This is a genomic window from Veillonella infantium, from assembly GCF_002959895.1.
Taxonomy (GTDB): domain Bacteria; phylum Bacillota; class Negativicutes; order Veillonellales; family Veillonellaceae; genus Veillonella; species Veillonella infantium.
Map to the genome: position 1 here is coordinate 1 of NZ_PPDD01000001.1, position 15,552 is coordinate 15,552.

Sequence of the window (15,552 nt, forward strand, 5' to 3'; positions counted from 1 at the left end):
AATATTCTTGGTGTTTCTTATATTTTAAAGGGGCTGCAACTAGAATGCGGTAAAACCGCATTCTGTTACAGCCCCTTTTTTGTTGCCACATATGAAAATACTACATATAACATGACTTAATGATACTACAGTTTAGATTTCACTAATTTGCTACATATAATTGTAACAATCTATTAATAAACCTCTTGCTCTACTTCCCACTTAGTAAAGGTTCCAGTATCTGCATCTATTTCAAAATCATATTCATAACCGTTATAATGTATTTCACCTTCATACTCTAAACGACCATTCTCATAATCACGATTGAACTCGATTACATTTGCAACTGTTGCTCCTGGCACACGAGCTAATGCACTCTGTACAGCCTCATCAGAACTAATAGCTTCTACAGAAGAAACTACAGTAGTCCCTAGTACAGCCACTACAGCCAAAATCAAAAATTTTGTCATTTTTTTCATATAATTCTCTCCTACACACATAAATTGAATTAATATTCTAAATATAAATAATATCAATTATTGTAATTGATAAGAAAAAAGATAGCAAATCATAATTATTAACAAGAAAAATCTATAGAAATTATCTACCAATCATGTTACAATACATCGTATCAAATAGAAAAAATTAAATGCAGTCTGCGAAGTGCGATTCGCAGGCTTTTATTTTTCCCATTTTAAGATAGGAGGATTTTATGACTCAAGAAAATTCTGCTAAGGTTTCCTTTATCTTGGTAGTATTCCTTGGCATGTTAACAGCTATTACACCGCTCGCAACAGATCTGTATTTACCTGCATTACCGATTATGCCTGGAGAATTAAATACAACAGCATCAAATATTCAAATGACCATAGGTGTTATGACCTTTGGCGTTGCCTTAGGTCAATTATTTGGTGGGCCTATAAGTGACACAATGGGCCGTAAAATGCCACTTGTTGTAGGTAACTTACTATGCGTTATTTCTAGTATTATTTGTGCCTATGCACCAAGTATCGAAATACTTTTACTAGGAAGATTTCTACAAGGTTTAACCGGATCTGTAGGCGTTGTAATTGCCAAAGCCATCGCTCGAGACTTTGCATCCGGTCAAGAATTAACAAAACTTTTTGCCTTACTCATGATGGTTAACGGCCTCGCACCAGTCCTTGCACCGTTAGTAGGTGGTCAACTGCTCTTATTTACTACATGGCGTGTAATCTTTGTTATCTTAGCAGTATTCTCTGCTATTCTATTGGTAGGCTCTTTTCTTTTCCGTGAAAGCTTACCAAAGGAAAAACGCGTTACTGGCGGCCTTGCTACGGCTACAAAGAACTATCTTACACTAATTAAAGATAAACCCTTCCTAGGACAATCTTTAATTCAATTCTTTGCTTTCGGCGCTTTCTTTGCCTATATCTCAGGTTCATCCTTTGTATACCAAAATATATTTCAACTATCTGCTCAAGAGTTTAGCTATTTATTCGGTATTAATAGTTGCGGCATTATCTTAGCCAGTGCCATTAGCGGACGCGTAAGTAATGTCGTAACCTCTCGTCAACTACTTACATTCAGTCTATGGGAACTTACAATTGGCTCTTTACTATTCTTAGTAGCCATGATTTTTGAATGGTCTCTCATTCCTGTAACAACAATTCTATTCTTTACTGTGTGTACAGTATCCCTATTCGGTTCCGCCTCCTTCTCTATGGCGATGACAAACTATGGAAAAATGGCAGGCAGCGCCTCTGCTATATTAGGCTTTGCAAGCATGTTTGCGGCAGGCATTGTATCTCCACTCGTTGGTATTGGCGGCGATCATACGGGTATACCAATGGGGATTACAATGCTAGTATGTGCAGCGCTTTCCTTATTGTGCTTGTATGGTTTAGTAGGAAAAGAATAATCTCTTTTAAACATTTGTGTAAGTCCTACAATGGGGCCCCGTTACAATAGAATAAATTTTGTATAAAAACAGCGGTACCTTCTTCTTGCTCAGTACGTCACTTCGTTCCGTAAAATCGCTTCGAAAAAGGTACCGCTATTTTTATTAATTTTTGCTATGAAGATGTCCCATTGTAGGACTATCAGACTATAATTAAAATATATTAATTCTTTTTTACAAATACACTAAGCACAATAAAGGAAAGCACCTGTCCAACTGATTGTAGAAAAGAATACAGCCCTCTCTGCAGCGATTTTATGGAACGTAGTGACGTACTGAGCCAAGAGAGGGCTGTATTTTTTCTATACCAATAATATGCAGTTGTATTCGGGCCCCATTATAAAATGAAAGCACCTTATCGCTTATTTACAATAGCTCTATCTCAACTCCTCCCCACTGCACTAGTTATATTTTCAATGGGACATCTTCATAATGGGTGTATATAGAAAAGAACACAGCCCTCTCTGCAGCGATTTTACGGAACGTAGTGACGTACTGAGCCAAGAGAGGGCTGTGTTTTTTCTATACTAGTGATATGTAGTTGTCACGGGGCCCCATTGAAAATATAACAGAGCACTCTTATTCAAACATTGTCGATAGTAGTAGTTTCAACCGATTTGCTTGGTTTACTGCACTGGAGCCTGGATCGTAGTCGATGGCAGCAATGCGCACGTCTGGGTAGGCAGCGGATAGTGTTTTAACCATGCCTTTACCTGTAACGTGGTTTGGTAAGCATCCGAATGGTTGCAAGCATACGATTTGTTTAGCCCCTTTTTCAATGAGGTCAATCATATCGCCGGTGAGGAACCAACCTTCACCGCATTGGTTACCAAGACCAATGTAGTGAGCCGCTTCTTTTGCTACTTCTGTCATACGTTGTAGAGGGTCAAAGTTTTTAGACGCTGCTACTGCTTTAGCGTATGGCAAGCGGTAGAGTTCAAGGGCTTCACGAGCCAATGTACCAAAGAAGCCAGATAGCCATGTGCCATCAAGGTGTTTAGCACGGTATGTGCTGTCCATTGCGCAGTATAAGAAGAAATCTAATAAACCAGATGTAACGACTTCGCCACCTTCTTTTTCAATGAGTTCATTGATATGGTTGTTAGCACTTGGGTGGAATTTAACGTAAATTTCACCTACGACGCCAACGCGAGGTTTTTGTACATCTTTATTAACCGGCAAGTTATCAAAGTCATGAATGATTTCTTTGATGTACTTATTATACTGACGAAGACTTGCAGATGTAATGTTTTCACGTAATTTTTTAATCCAGTAATCACATAATGCATCTGTAGAGCCCGGGTTAGTTTCGTAAGGACGTGTAGCCAATACGCATTGCATGAGGGCATCACCGTAAACAACAGCTTGAATCATGCGATGCAAGAAACCTTTTGTCAATTTAAAGCCTGGTTGACGTTCCATATCGCTTGCATTAAGAGATAGGATTGGCACTTGTTTCATACCAGCGTCAATCAACGCTTTACGCAAATAACCAATATAGTTTGTAGCACGGCACCCACCACCTGTTTGAGAGATGATAACAGCTGTTTTATCGATATCGTATTTACCAGATAATAGTGCAGACATGAGCTGCCCTACAACGATAATCGCTGGGTAACATGCATCATTATTGATATATTTCAAGCCTACTTCAATATCGTCACGCGTTGGAGCTGGCAACATTTCAAAGTTATAGCCTTCATTTTTGAGGACTGGATCTAAGAGGCTAAAATGCAATGGTGACATTTGTGGCACCAAGATTTTATAGGTCTTACGCATTTCCTCTGTGAACACCACGCGATTATAATCGTAGGTTGGCAATTGTTCTTCCACCACTTCTGGTGCCTCTGGGTTGTGATGACGACGCAAGCTACGTTCCATTACAGATTGCAAGGAACGCAAACGAATCGTTACAGCCCCAAGGTTTGTACCTTCGTCAATTTTGAGTAAGGTATGAATCTTATGGTTTGCTGAAAGTATATCTTTTACTTGATCCGCTACGATAGAATCGAGACCGCAACCAAAGGAGTTAAGCTCAACAATTTGGAAGCCTTCTGTTCTACTTACGAATTCAGCAGCGCGGTATAGACGGCTATGGTAAGACCATTGGTCTACAACACGTAGATGCTTAATTTCATTACCAAGTGGCGCAACGCCATCTTCTGTAAGAACAGCCATACCAAGGGATGTAATAAGCTCTGGAATACCGTGATTAATACCAGAGTCCAAATGGTATGGACGACCAGCCAATACGATAGTAGGAATTTGTTCTGCTACGAGGCGAGATACTGTTTTCTTTGTCGTTTCACGGTAAGAAGCCTTACAATTTTCTTGTTCTTCCCAAGCTTTTTCAACAGCATTAGCAATATCTTTCTTCTTGAGATTCAAGAAGTCCAATGCTTTCACAAGAGCAGGAACAAGAGATTTCTTATCAGCTAATGGCAAGAATGGTGCGTGGAATGGAGTATCTCCCAGAACCTCCTGCATGTTGTTTTTGATAAGCTCTGGATAGGAAATAACCATTGGACAATGGTAATTATTGTCGCGGCTAAATTCCTTAGGACCATGTTGAATACAAGGGTACCAAACAAAGTCTACCTGTGCATTCGCAAGATCACGAATATGACCATGAACCGCTTTTGCTGGATAGCAAGCTGTATCGGATGGGATTGTATCGATAGCCTTGTTGTATTGGTCCTTTGTAGTGTAATCGGAAAGAATTACTTCGTAGCCAAGTGTATTAAAGAATGTAAACCAGAATGGAAAATCCTCGTACATATTAAGGACGCGAGGAATACCTACGCGCATTTTACCTTCGAACTCTGGAATATTTTTCTTCAAATAATAGTCGAAGTAACGACGCAATTTAACGTCTACTAAGTTAGGAACAGCTTTGCGTTCCTCTTGAATCATACCGCCCGCACCGCGGTCACAACGGTTACCCGTTACGTAGGTACGACCGTCGGAGAAAGCGTTGATGGTAAGCATACAATTGTTAGAGCAAAGGCCACAATTGCGCATTGTCGTAGATACTTGTAAGGAGTTAAGGCCATTGCTATCGAGCAAAGTACTTTTTTCCTTTTGTAACTCTTCTGCCGTTTCAGCTGCAAGAAGAGCCATACCATAAGCACCCATCAAGCCAGATACGTCAGGACGAATTACTTCTACACCCATCAATTTCTCGAAGGCACGCAATACGGATTCATTGTAGAATGTACCGCCTTGTACAACGATATGATCGCCCAATTCTTTAGGATCTTTTACCTTAAGAACCTTGTAAAGGGCATTTTTAATAACAGAGTAAGCAAGGCCTGCTGCGATATCTTGTACCGTAGCACCTTCTTTTTGAGCCTGCTTAACTTTAGAGTTCATAAATACGGTACAACGAGAACCCAAGTCGATTGGCAAGGATGCCAATAAACCTTCCTTCGCGAATTGATCGATTGGAATGCGTAGACCGGATGCGAATGTATCGATGAAGGAGCCGCAACCAGAGGAGCACGCTTCGTTCAATACGATATCTTCGATATAGCCATCGCGAACCTTACAGCATTTCATATCTTGACCGCCGATGTCTAAGATAAAGGATACATCAGGGCAGAAGTAACGAGCTGCACGATAGTGAGCCATTGTTTCTACTTCACCAATATCGATGCCAAGGGCACGTTTAAGAAATGCCTCGCCGTAACCAGTTACACCAGAATGCGCAATATACGCGCCTTTTGGTAACAGTTCATAAATCTTCTCGATCATTTCACGAGATTTTTCTAATGGTTTACCATGGTTAGGACCATAGTGAGAGAATATGATTTCCTTATTACTATTGATGAGAACGACCTTAAGAGTAGTAGAACCAGCATCGATCCCAAGGTAACAAGGGCCTTGCGCATCTTCAATATTCGCTTTTGGCGTTACAGCCTTAGCGTGACGAGCGCGGAATTCTTCTAATTCTTGTTCATTTTTAAATAGAGGTTCTACACGATCTGTAGCCTCCATAGGAATACCGATGAGGGCACCAATTTCCTTTGTTAATTGACCAACCGTAATCTCACGACAGTCTTCTTTCATCAAAGCCGCCCCTAAGGCGATGAATAATTCACCGTTTTCAGGGATAATGCGATGAGCTTCATCTAGTTCTAAGGTATCGCAGAAACATTGACGAAGTTCGGATAAGAATGTTAACGGCCCCCCAAGGAATGCTACATTACCTTCAATTTTATGACCGCATGCAAGACCCGCAATTGTTTGGTTTACAATAGCTTGGAATACGGATTTTGCAATATTTTCATGAGATGCGCCTTGGTTTAACAAAGCTTGTACGTCTGTTTTAGCAAATACGCCACAGCGTGCTGCAATTGGATAAATCGTATCAGCATTCATGGCCAATTGGTTAAGACCAGATGCATCAGTTTGCAATAAAGTCGCCATTTGGTCGATGAAGGCACCTGTACCACCTGCACAAGAACCATTCATACGGTGTTCTGCCGTTTGACCTAAATAGGTTACCTTCGCATCTTCACCACCAAGTTCGATAATAACATCAGTTTCTGGATACAACGCTTTTACAGCACGTGTTTCAGCAATAACCTCTTGCACGAATGGAATGCGTACCTTTTCAGCCATCGCCATACCACCAGAACCTGTAATACATACATGAACTTGATCATTTTCATGGCCCACTTGAGCCTCTTGGAGCAAGGTATATACGGTGTCCAAAATGTTTGCATAATGGCGTATGTACTTTTTATACAAATAATTATCGTGTTCGTCTAATAGTACAACTTTAACCGTTGTAGAGCCCACGTCAATACCCATGCGTAGCATGTGTTGCATAAATACCTCTCTTTTCAAAAAACGTATGACCACACAAGATCATACTCATATTGTGAAAGTAGTACATTGAGCATGAATCTAAAATAAAATGCACCAAACATCTAATTAAACTTAGATAAGGATAGGCTTTCACAAAAACATCTAATTTTTTAAATATCCTATACATATTATACAACAAATGTAGATAAAATCTATGTTTTTCTATATTCCAATGAGTTATATGGAATATGACTAAACTTGAATAACACCTCTACATCGAGATAGGATGTAAAATTTATTATATCATTCTAAGATGAAAAAAAGTGTATCTAACAGCACATAACTTAAGCAACAAATAGGTAAATATTATTTCTATTTCTATTTCAATTAACAAGAATAAGGGAATACAAAAAGAGGCTTCCATGAAATCATTGAAGCCTCTTGTATTTGTATTGTTCATTATATACTTTTGAGTTTTATTATTCACTCTATATAGGTTACAAAACCTTTTTATATAATCCAATAAGATCATCATGGTTAGCTGGGTATGGATTAAATCTATAACACATATCCTCTAGTGCTCTATCTGCCATGAGGTTAAGTTTTGGTTCAGATGTAGCCTTATCTACACCAAATTCAGTCAGTGTCATTGGACATTCTAAAGTTCGTTGTAGTTTTATAATCGCCTCTAGTAATGCACCTATTTTATCTCCATCGGATGCTTTATGCGATGCAAAGCCCAACTTAGCAGATAGATGGGCATATTTCTTGGCCACCTCTTGGTTACGAGAGCAATTAAATCCAATTACATAAAGCAAAAGCATACTGTTAGCTAGACCATGAGGCACATGAAATTGTCCTCCCAACTGATGAGCCATGGCATGAACTATACCTAATCCGGCCTTGTTAAAGGATAGACCTGCTAAACATGAAGCCTCATGCATAGACATTCTATCTTGCTCTGTTGCTGTTGGCTTATGACATCTTGGTAAGTAAGTAAAGACTAGCTCAATCGCCTGTTGTGCCAACGCATCAGTAAAATTATTTGCAGCCGTTGCTACATAGGCTTCCAATGCGTGAACTAGCACATCCATACCACTGAATGCAGTAACACTTGGTGGAGATGTTTTTACAAATAATGGCGTTAATAATGCTTCATCTGGTAATACCGCATCATCCACAAGAGGATATTTAATTTGTGTTTCACTATCTGTAAGAACAGCAAAAGAGGTCACTTCTGATCCAGTTCCACTAGTAGTAGGAACAGCAATAAAGGATTTGATATCCATATGCTTTAACTTACGACCAAAGTAAGCAATGCCCTTACTCATATCGATACAGGAGCCCCCACCTATGGCAATGATTACAGTTGGTTTAATGCCTTCCATAAACTCAATACCCTTTACTACATGCGTTATGGGTGGATCAGGTACTACATCAGTGTAGATGGTTACCTTATTTTTACTATCCATTAACCCCATCACATACGTAAGACTTGGAGAATCTTTTAAAAATGGATCGCATATGATAAGGATAGATTCATTAGAAAACTCTGTAAGACGATTCAATGAATCTGGCCCTGCATAAATCTGGGTTGGAAAAGTCCATTGATTCATATGCTCACCACCTATCGAATATTAAATCCTGTTGTTAAACAACATCTACGACGTCGCGCAAAGCAACGAGCCGATGTAGTAGATTCCCCAGTAGGTGTAGCAATTGTAAAGGTTGTCGTCCCCTCACCACTAAATCCAAGCCCTGCATAGGACGGACCATTCTTAACAAAAATGGAAGTTTTCATTTTACGAGCCATCCGGTTGAGACGTTCCATATTCAAGGAATGCATTGTGGCCGTATGATGTAAGCCTGCTTCTAACATCAAGCATACATCAAGACCTTCGTCAAAGCTATCTACTGTAACAACAGGTAAAATAGGCATTAACATCTCAATTACTGCAAAGGGATGATTTTTTGGAGCCCGCATGATAATTAACCGTGGATCACCATTGTACGGAATATGTGCTGCATCAAGAATAACGCTTGCATTTTTACCGACAAATTTTTTGTTTGGTGTTCCATTCGGTAACACTGTTAAATCGACTAGGCGTTGAACATCTTGTTTATTTTCAAGGAGAACACAACCTGCTTTTACCATTTCTTGAACTAGCTGTGGCTCGATTTGGCGCATGGCTACAACGCTCTTTTCAGCGATACATAGAATATTATTATCTAGACTAGCGCCAAGAACAATATCTTGAGCGGCCTTTTTAATATCTGCCGTTTCATCTACAAAGGCCGGTGGATTGCCTGCACCAGCACCAATAACCTTTTTACCACTTTGAAGGGCTTGTTTTACTACGCCAGGACCTCCAGTAACAACTAATAGGCTCACATCTGGATGTAGCATCATCTCTTGAGCAGACTCAATAGATGGTTCTCGAAGTGTAACAATAAGGTTTTCAATACCAATCGATTTGGCGATGATTTGATTAAGTTCACTAACTAGCAATCGACTAAGATGCTTAGCACCAGGATGAACACTAAAGAATACAGCATTCCCTGCGGCTAGCATACCTATTGTATTACATATTAATGTTTCCGCTGGATTCGTACTTGGCGTAACAGCACCAATAACACCATAAGCAGACAATTCGTATAATGTCATACCATTATCGCCTGTTTCACACTCTGTAACGAGATCTTCTACGCCCGGTGTTTTATCGAGTGTTAGATTTAATTTTAGTACTTTATCCGCAACGCGACCCATCCCCGTTTCTTCAACGGTTTTCTGAGCCAACTCTTGTACTCGTGGACGCATGGCAGCACGGATGTCTGCTATTACCTTTTCACGGGTTGCTAAGGTGCAATCTTCAAAGCGCGCTTGTGCTGCTTTTGCAGCTTGAATTGCTTCATCAACTGTATCAAATACACCTGGCTCAACTTGACCTCTAGGCGCTTGTTTAATAGGTTGTGATGAGGCCATTTCTTGCTTTTGCCCCTGTAATACATCTATAACCATGGAGCGGATCATTTCTTTCAACTGTGTATTGTTTTCCATCATGAACCTCCATATAGGTTGCATTGCTGATGCAATGACCATGTCAACTAACGGTGTACACAATCAAGGATACATTCATGATGTGACACAATAACTAGGTTTAACTCTGGCACCAGCTATTTCCTATACAATTATTTTTCAAAACTATCAATAATACCCACAATAGCACAATCTACTGCGGTGCCTTTATCATCTTCGAAAATATGCCGTGCCGATGAGCCTCGAGTTAGAAGCACATATTCACCTTCACCAGCACATACTGTATCGACGGCGATTTCTATGCGCCCCGTCAACTCTTGTTCTCCATCGAGAATATCAACCATCATCAGTTTCATTCCCTTTAGAGATTCATGCTTTTGAGTAGATACAATACTACCCACAACTTTACCGACTTGCATACTTCTCGTTCCCTTCAATTATTGTGATACCTAAGCGCTCGATTTCATCTCGAGCAGCCATGGTAAACCGTTGTCCCCTATATATGACGATAATAGACTGACTTTCACAAGATTTAACAAAAGAGGTCGTTATCCACGCTTGATGACTGGCATATATAGGACGACCAAATTTATCTAGAAATTTGATAGGCCAATCTAGAATGACTGATGGATTCATCAACGAGGTTACAGGAACTGCTAGGTGTATCGTCACCTCACAGTCATAGGCTAATGCACGATGCAAATAGGCAACCCAAGGCACCAATCTATCGCACATTAACTCTCGTATATGACCATAATCTATACCACTGAAAGAAATGAGTTGATTCTGCAACAATATATGCTCATCATAGCTATTGCACTCTGTGACCATAAAAGTAGCAGTGGATGTCATGCGCTTTTCTAGGCGTTCTAGCACCAGTTTAACTAATGCATCCATATTAATGCTCACTTCCCATGGCAATCCCTAAGGGCGTTACAAATTCTGGATACAGTGGCTTATGAACAGGTAACCCTATATATTGACTGAAAGTCTTTGTGAACTCCTCAAAATTAGAGGCGCCGCCCACAACAACAATAGGAGTCCCCTTTTCATAGCCGCCCTCATGTAACGCACGCTTAGAAATAGCTGCCATTTTTTCAACTACAGGCCGTATGGTTGCATATACATCACGTTTATTCGCTTCATTGCGCTTATAAGCTTCCGCTTCAGGAATAGAGATGCCATAGGCCCCGCTAATAACAAGGTTCATATGGGTACCTCCTGTAGGCTCATCTACGGTATATACAACTCGGCCATCTTTTAAAATGCTTATGCCCGTAGTACCACCACCGACGTCGATAACAGCGCCATCGGTGATTCCTAGCACATTAGCAGCAGCGGTAGGCTCGTCTAAAATGCAGGTTACTTCAAAACCGGCACTTTCAAGAACATGACCTACTACCTCTTTATTCTTGCCTATCGTTCCAGGTGGAACAGCTGCTGCGGCATATACAAGCTCTGTGCCTAAGGCAGCTTCCGCCTTAGCCTTTAAAGCTCTCGTAATTGTAACAGCTCCTACATAGTCAACTACAAGGCCATCTCGAATAGATTCGTTGTATTCAAAAGCACCATATATAGGTTTACCTTTATCGTTTACTACGGATAGGACAATAGATGATGTACCAAGGTCAATTCCTACGCGCAAATTTTTTTGATTATGAGAGCTCACTTGTTTAGACTCTACAAGATCAGAGAACTCTTGCAAGGTATTATTTGCCTTTTTCAAACCTTTCATCATATCACCTACTTTACTGTACAATTCTCGCCATTACTGTACCTTGTACATTGGCAGCATTTGCCTCATCTGTATCAATATGGAGTTCTAGAACAAATCCCGGTACGGCTCGAACGATGACATCACCAAATACAGTTGTGCGCTCTGATGTTTGAATTTCAACATTTACGCTGTCGCCATCGTTTACAGAAAGCCGTTTCGCATCATCAGGAGACATATGAATATGCCGTTTTGCAACGATGCAAATAGGTTTTGTAATTTCCCCATTTTCAGTACATAGAGTAATCTCTACGGCTGATTCTAAATGACCAGATAGCACAATAGGAGGTTTTATACCCAATGCACGGGCATCGGTCAAAGATACCTCTACTTGTGACTGTTTTCTAAGAGGACCTAATACGCGGACATTTTGAATGACCCCTTTAGGCCCCACTAAAGTAACTGTTTGTTCTGAAGCAAACTCTCCAGTTTGTTTTAAGTCACTTTTTTTAGTAATAGCCTGGTTAGGGAATAATATATCCCAGTCCTCCTGACATAGATGGACATGTCTATTGCTCACACCTACGGGAATGGACGATTCGAACATGGCTTCGATCACTTCTCGTACGATAGCACGAATCTGTTCCCGATCCATAAGCCATTATCCTTTCTTAGGTAAGATTAATTCTACATCGCTATGAGGGCGTGGAATAACGTGAGTAGATACTACTTCACCTACTTTTTGTGCTGCTGCACAGCCCGCATCAACAGCCGCTTTTACAGCGCCTACATCACCGCGAACCATTACTGTTACAAGACCGGAACCGATTTTTTCAGTACCTTCTAATGTAACGTTAGCTGCTTTTACCATTGCGTCAGCCGCTTCAATTGCGCCTACTAAACCTTTTGTTTCTACCATGCCTAATGCGTTATTCATGATAATCTCCTTTATTATTTACTACTTTATTTCTTTTTAGGGTTGTTCTTTGGTGTTGTTTTCTTTGTACCTGTTGATTTAGAACTTTTCGGTTCTATAATCGTGGATACTATCTCATCTAACACCTCAACAACCTTTTCATCTAATTTGGGTTTCTCTGTTCCATCAGCTACCTTAGCCGGCTTATCTGTAAAATCATCATTAAAGGATTCTACTAAACCTTCTGCAGGTCGAGGAATTACTTTGTGAGCTACATACAAGTTCATACCTTTTGTAATCGCTATACCTGTTTGAACAGCTGCTTCAACAGCTGCCACATCACCAGTTACCTTTACGGTCATCCAGCCAAGTCCTCTCGCCTTTTCTATTCCTATGAGCCGTACATTTGCAGCTTTAACCATTGCATCTGATGCGGTGATAGCCCCCAGCAAACCAGCTACTTCTAGTAACCCTAGTGAATCTTTCACCATGCCACCTCCCGACGTTTATTCATTAGATGATGTAAGCATTACCTTTGTTTTTAGGTCTTTCTCCCATAGTTTCTAGTAACGCTAACCCCACATCACGTGCTGCTTTTACAGCTTGTTTAACAGCGCCAGAGTCACCAGAAATTAGTAAAACAACTTCATTAGACATATCTGAGCTCGATGGAGACTGATAATCTACCACATCTACATTAGCTGATTTAACTGCTGTATCTGCCATAACTACACCTATTGCTGCTGGGGCACCTACTAATAACCCAAAGGCTTTACCTTCTGGTGTCCCAAAAGCAGTGACTAAGGCTTCTCCTGCACGCGCTGTATATTGGACCTCCACATGGCCTGCGTCATTCATATATACTTCGCCAAAGGTGCGTTCTAATTCACGTAATGCTACTTCCACAGAACGTCTTACATCGGATACGTCATCGCCACCAAATATGATAAGGGAACCAGAACCAGCGCCACCTTTCATATCACGGGCCAGTTCAATGCTAACAATCTCTGTATTCGTTGCTTTTACAGCTTCATCAGCGGCCATAATTTGCGGCCCTGCACCTGTACGTGAACCTAAGATACCGATGGATCGATATGACTTAGTGAGCTTCATAGCTTCCAATACTTGACTATCAACATTGGCAATTACGAGACCAATTGTATCGCCTGTTGTAGTGCTACCTACGTGTTCAGTAATCATAGAAGTTTGTAGTTGACTTACAGCAGGTGAACTTACATGTGCCGAAGCACATGATGCATTACTAGTGGCGCCTGAAGTTTTGCTTAAATCAGCACTATCGATACGCATCAATACGCGCTTTAAAATCTCGTCTACCAGACTTTTAGTATCGGCCATAATTATTCACCCTTTGTTGGTAAAATACCTTCTACATCTTTATGTGGTCTTGGAATTACATGAGTAGAGATAACAATGCCTACCCGTTCTGCAGCAGCTGCACCTGCGTCTACAGCAGCTTTTACAGCACCTACATCACCACGAACCATAACAGTAACGAGACCAGAGCCAATTTTTTCATTGCCTACGAGTTCCACATTAGCTGCTTTAAGCATTGCATCAGCTGCTTCAATAGCACCTACTAGACCCTTAGTTTCCACCATACCTAATGCTTCTTGTGTCATCTGTTTTCTCTCCTTTTACAAAACATAGAGCAAAGATTACAAATTTATTTTTCTAATAGTTCCACCATGGTACCTATATTCATAAAAGCAAAGTGCGCTGTTTTAAGTAGTTGTACCATGAGTACAGCACCAGTACCTTCACCTAACGCCATTTGTCCATGGATTGGAACTTCATCAAGACGAATATTGGCATAAGCCAATGCTGCGGCCATCCCTACCTCGCGAGAATAATGAGATGGAATACCGTATAATGGAGCGTCTCCATTCATTTGAGTAGCACAAGCCATGGCAACTGCTGTAATATATCCATCGATTACAAATGGGATATGTAAGTCTGTACAAGCTACCATAGCACCTGTAATCGCGGCTATATCAAAGCCACCTACGCGGCTAATTACCTCTTTAGGACTATTTAAGTGTCCCTTATGATGAGATAATGCAGTACGTACAAACTCTCGTTTTTGATTCATGTACGCCTCTTCATCAGGGCCAGATCCAGGACCTACAGTTATCCGTGGGTCTAGTTTTGTAAGACCACTCAGGACAGCTGCTGAAGTAGTCGTATTACCAACACCCATTTCGCCAAAGGAAAATAGATTGATACCCGATTCTGCATAGTAAACAACTCTGTTATATCCAGCTTGATATGCTAGGTCAAACTCTTCAGCACTCATAGCAGCACCATCTAATATATTCTTTGTGCCTTGAGCTACCTTTCGATTTATCCCAATACCTTGTGGGCACGCAATGCCTACATCTACCACTTCATAAGGAATATGGTTAAAGATACAGTAATTAGCAACTGCACTTTTACCATCAATCATATTCTGAGACTGTTTGCGAGTAATCTCATAGTTATAACCGATTAGGCCATCTACGGAAATACCATTATCTGCAGAAAAGATAATATGCTGAGCCTGAATCTCAGGTTTCATATCTTGCCAAGCGAGACACATTTTTTTGAAATATCGTTCCCATAGACCCAAGCTTTTTGGAATGATCGCCTTATTTAAAATAAATTGATTAAGTTGTTCTTCAAACACTTTGTCCATGGAAAAACCTTCTTTCAACTAACCGTATATGTAGTTACATAATTGTTTTAACGACTCTTCGTCGTGAACTGATATTTCAAAAATCTTAGTGGCTCCCGCTAGTTTAAGATTGCGCCGAGGCGCTTCAACATCTTTACCCATATCCACCTTTGATACAACCCCTATAACCTCACGATTTAAGGAGTTTCCAAAATTTGGTGGGAATATGGTTGTTTCATCACCTGCAGGAATCATGAAAATCACTATGTCCGCATCATAGGCGTGCAAGATAATGCCTCGATAGTAATTAGGATTCTCCATATATTCTCCAGGGGTATCGATGAAGTTTCCTACTCTCGTTATGGCTTGTGTCTTATGATACGTAGCCGAGCCATGAGTAATCGTATCTGCTAATGTAGTCTTACCACAACCGCTACGACCTACTAGAAGGATGCGTTTTTCTTTCTTTTCGGTGCTCATAATT

General features: G+C 40.5%; 15 protein-coding genes. 1 reads left to right on the plus strand and 14 read right to left on the minus strand.

Going from position 1 to position 15,552, the window contains the following annotated elements; genetic code table 11:
• Positions 1-173: 173 nt before the first annotated feature.
• Positions 174-458 (minus strand): PepSY domain-containing protein, encoded by a 285-nt coding sequence (locus VCHSUH03_RS00005; protein WP_105093592.1) that lies wholly within the window; start codon positions 456-458, stop codon positions 174-176.
• Between the two features lie 233 nt (positions 459-691).
• Here VCHSUH03_RS00005 and VCHSUH03_RS00010 point away from each other — a divergent pair, with 233 nt between their 5' ends.
• The gene (locus tag VCHSUH03_RS00010) at positions 692-1,879 is read left to right on the plus strand and encodes a multidrug effflux MFS transporter (protein WP_105093593.1); all 1,188 of its coding nucleotides are present in this window, start codon (positions 692-694) and stop codon (positions 1,877-1,879) included.
• 618 nt (positions 1,880-2,497) lie between these two features.
• Here the strand turns inward: VCHSUH03_RS00010 and VCHSUH03_RS00015 are convergent.
• The 13 genes from VCHSUH03_RS00015 to VCHSUH03_RS00075 form a co-directional block, all read right to left on the minus strand.
• Positions 2,498-6,751 (minus strand): 2-hydroxyacyl-CoA dehydratase, encoded by a 4,254-nt coding sequence (locus VCHSUH03_RS00015; protein WP_105093594.1) that lies wholly within the window; start codon positions 6,749-6,751, stop codon positions 2,498-2,500.
• A gap of 476 nt (positions 6,752-7,227) precedes the next feature.
• Positions 7,228-8,346, minus strand: a complete 1,119-nt coding sequence (locus VCHSUH03_RS00020; protein ID WP_105093595.1) for a 1-propanol dehydrogenase PduQ — start codon at positions 8,344-8,346, stop codon at positions 7,228-7,230.
• 11 nt (positions 8,347-8,357) lie between these two features.
• The gene (locus VCHSUH03_RS00025; RefSeq protein WP_241536878.1) at positions 8,358-9,791 is read right to left on the minus strand and encodes an aldehyde dehydrogenase family protein; all 1,434 of its coding nucleotides are present in this window, start codon (positions 9,789-9,791) and stop codon (positions 8,358-8,360) included.
• 128 nt (positions 9,792-9,919) lie between these two features.
• A complete protein-coding gene (locus VCHSUH03_RS00030; RefSeq protein WP_024066335.1) occupies positions 9,920-10,186 on the minus strand; it encodes a EutN/CcmL family microcompartment protein in 267 nt (88 codons plus the stop codon).
• A complete protein-coding gene (pduM, locus tag VCHSUH03_RS00035; RefSeq protein WP_105093597.1) occupies positions 10,173-10,664 on the minus strand; it encodes a PduM family microcompartment protein in 492 nt (163 codons plus the stop codon). Before pduM ends, VCHSUH03_RS00030 begins: the two co-directional genes overlap by 14 nt.
• Position 10,665: 1 nt before the next feature.
• Positions 10,666-11,505, minus strand: coding sequence for an ethanolamine utilization protein EutJ (gene eutJ / locus VCHSUH03_RS00040; RefSeq protein WP_233188216.1), 840 nt, complete (start codon positions 11,503-11,505; stop codon positions 10,666-10,668).
• Positions 11,506-11,515: 10 nt separating this feature from the next.
• Positions 11,516-12,136, minus strand: coding sequence for a phosphate propanoyltransferase (gene pduL, locus VCHSUH03_RS00045; protein WP_105093598.1), 621 nt, complete (start codon positions 12,134-12,136; stop codon positions 11,516-11,518).
• A gap of 6 nt (positions 12,137-12,142) precedes the next feature.
• Positions 12,143-12,418: a propanediol utilization microcompartment protein PduA gene (pduA, locus tag VCHSUH03_RS00050; RefSeq protein WP_005385294.1), complete on the minus strand. Its 276-nt coding sequence runs from the start codon at positions 12,416-12,418 to the stop codon at positions 12,143-12,145.
• A gap of 26 nt (positions 12,419-12,444) precedes the next feature.
• The gene (locus tag VCHSUH03_RS09590; protein WP_105093599.1) at positions 12,445-12,888 is read right to left on the minus strand and encodes a BMC domain-containing protein; all 444 of its coding nucleotides are present in this window, start codon (positions 12,886-12,888) and stop codon (positions 12,445-12,447) included.
• 22 nt (positions 12,889-12,910) lie between these two features.
• Positions 12,911-13,753, minus strand: a complete 843-nt coding sequence (pduB, locus tag VCHSUH03_RS00060) for a propanediol utilization microcompartment protein PduB (RefSeq protein ID WP_105093600.1) — start codon at positions 13,751-13,753, stop codon at positions 12,911-12,913.
• Between the two features lie 2 nt (positions 13,754-13,755).
• Positions 13,756-14,037 (minus strand): propanediol utilization microcompartment protein PduA, encoded by a 282-nt coding sequence (gene pduA, locus VCHSUH03_RS00065; RefSeq protein WP_005385289.1) that lies wholly within the window; start codon positions 14,035-14,037, stop codon positions 13,756-13,758.
• 44 nt (positions 14,038-14,081) lie between these two features.
• Positions 14,082-15,089 (minus strand): nicotinate-nucleotide--dimethylbenzimidazole phosphoribosyltransferase, encoded by a 1,008-nt coding sequence (locus VCHSUH03_RS00070; protein ID WP_105084998.1) that lies wholly within the window; start codon positions 15,087-15,089, stop codon positions 14,082-14,084.
• 18 nt (positions 15,090-15,107) lie between these two features.
• Positions 15,108-15,548, minus strand: coding sequence for a EutP/PduV family microcompartment system protein (locus tag VCHSUH03_RS00075; RefSeq protein WP_105093601.1), 441 nt, complete (start codon positions 15,546-15,548; stop codon positions 15,108-15,110).
• Positions 15,549-15,552 lie beyond the last annotated feature (4 nt).

Bases quoted from the DNA above. Each gene is read 5' to 3' on its own strand.
- VCHSUH03_RS00005 (WP_105093592.1), bottom strand. From the start codon at position 458: ATGAAAAAAATGACAAAATTTTTGATTTTGGCTGTAGTGGCTGTACTA.
- VCHSUH03_RS00010 (WP_105093593.1), top strand. From the start codon at position 692: ATGACTCAAGAAAATTCTGCTAAGGTTTCCTTTATCTTGGTAGTATTC.
- VCHSUH03_RS00015 (WP_105093594.1), bottom strand. From the start codon at position 6,751: ATGCAACACATGCTACGCATGGGTATTGACGTGGGCTCTACAACGGTT.
- VCHSUH03_RS00020 (WP_105093595.1), bottom strand. From the start codon at position 8,346: ATGAATCAATGGACTTTTCCAACCCAGATTTATGCAGGGCCAGATTCA.
- VCHSUH03_RS00025 (WP_241536878.1), bottom strand. From the start codon at position 9,791: ATGATGGAAAACAATACACAGTTGAAAGAAATGATCCGCTCCATGGTT.
- VCHSUH03_RS00030 (WP_024066335.1), bottom strand. From the start codon at position 10,186: ATGCAAGTCGGTAAAGTTGTGGGTAGTATTGTATCTACTCAAAAGCAT.
- pduM (WP_105093597.1), bottom strand. From the start codon at position 10,664: ATGGATGCATTAGTTAAACTGGTGCTAGAACGCCTAGAAAAGCGCATG.
- eutJ (WP_233188216.1), bottom strand. From the start codon at position 11,505: ATGATGAAAGGTTTGAAAAAGGCAAATAATACCTTGCAAGAGTTCTCT.
- pduL (WP_105093598.1), bottom strand. From the start codon at position 12,136: ATGGATCGGGAACAGATTCGTGCTATCGTACGAGAAGTGATCGAAGCC.
- pduA (WP_005385294.1), bottom strand. From the start codon at position 12,418: ATGAATAACGCATTAGGCATGGTAGAAACAAAAGGTTTAGTAGGCGCA.
- VCHSUH03_RS09590 (WP_105093599.1), bottom strand. From the start codon at position 12,888: ATGGTGAAAGATTCACTAGGGTTACTAGAAGTAGCTGGTTTGCTGGGG.
- pduB (WP_105093600.1), bottom strand. From the start codon at position 13,753: ATGGCCGATACTAAAAGTCTGGTAGACGAGATTTTAAAGCGCGTATTG.
- pduA (WP_005385289.1), bottom strand. From the start codon at position 14,037: ATGACACAAGAAGCATTAGGTATGGTGGAAACTAAGGGTCTAGTAGGT.
- VCHSUH03_RS00070 (WP_105084998.1), bottom strand. From the start codon at position 15,089: ATGGACAAAGTGTTTGAAGAACAACTTAATCAATTTATTTTAAATAAG.
- VCHSUH03_RS00075 (WP_105093601.1), bottom strand. From the start codon at position 15,548: ATGAGCACCGAAAAGAAAGAAAAACGCATCCTTCTAGTAGGTCGTAGC.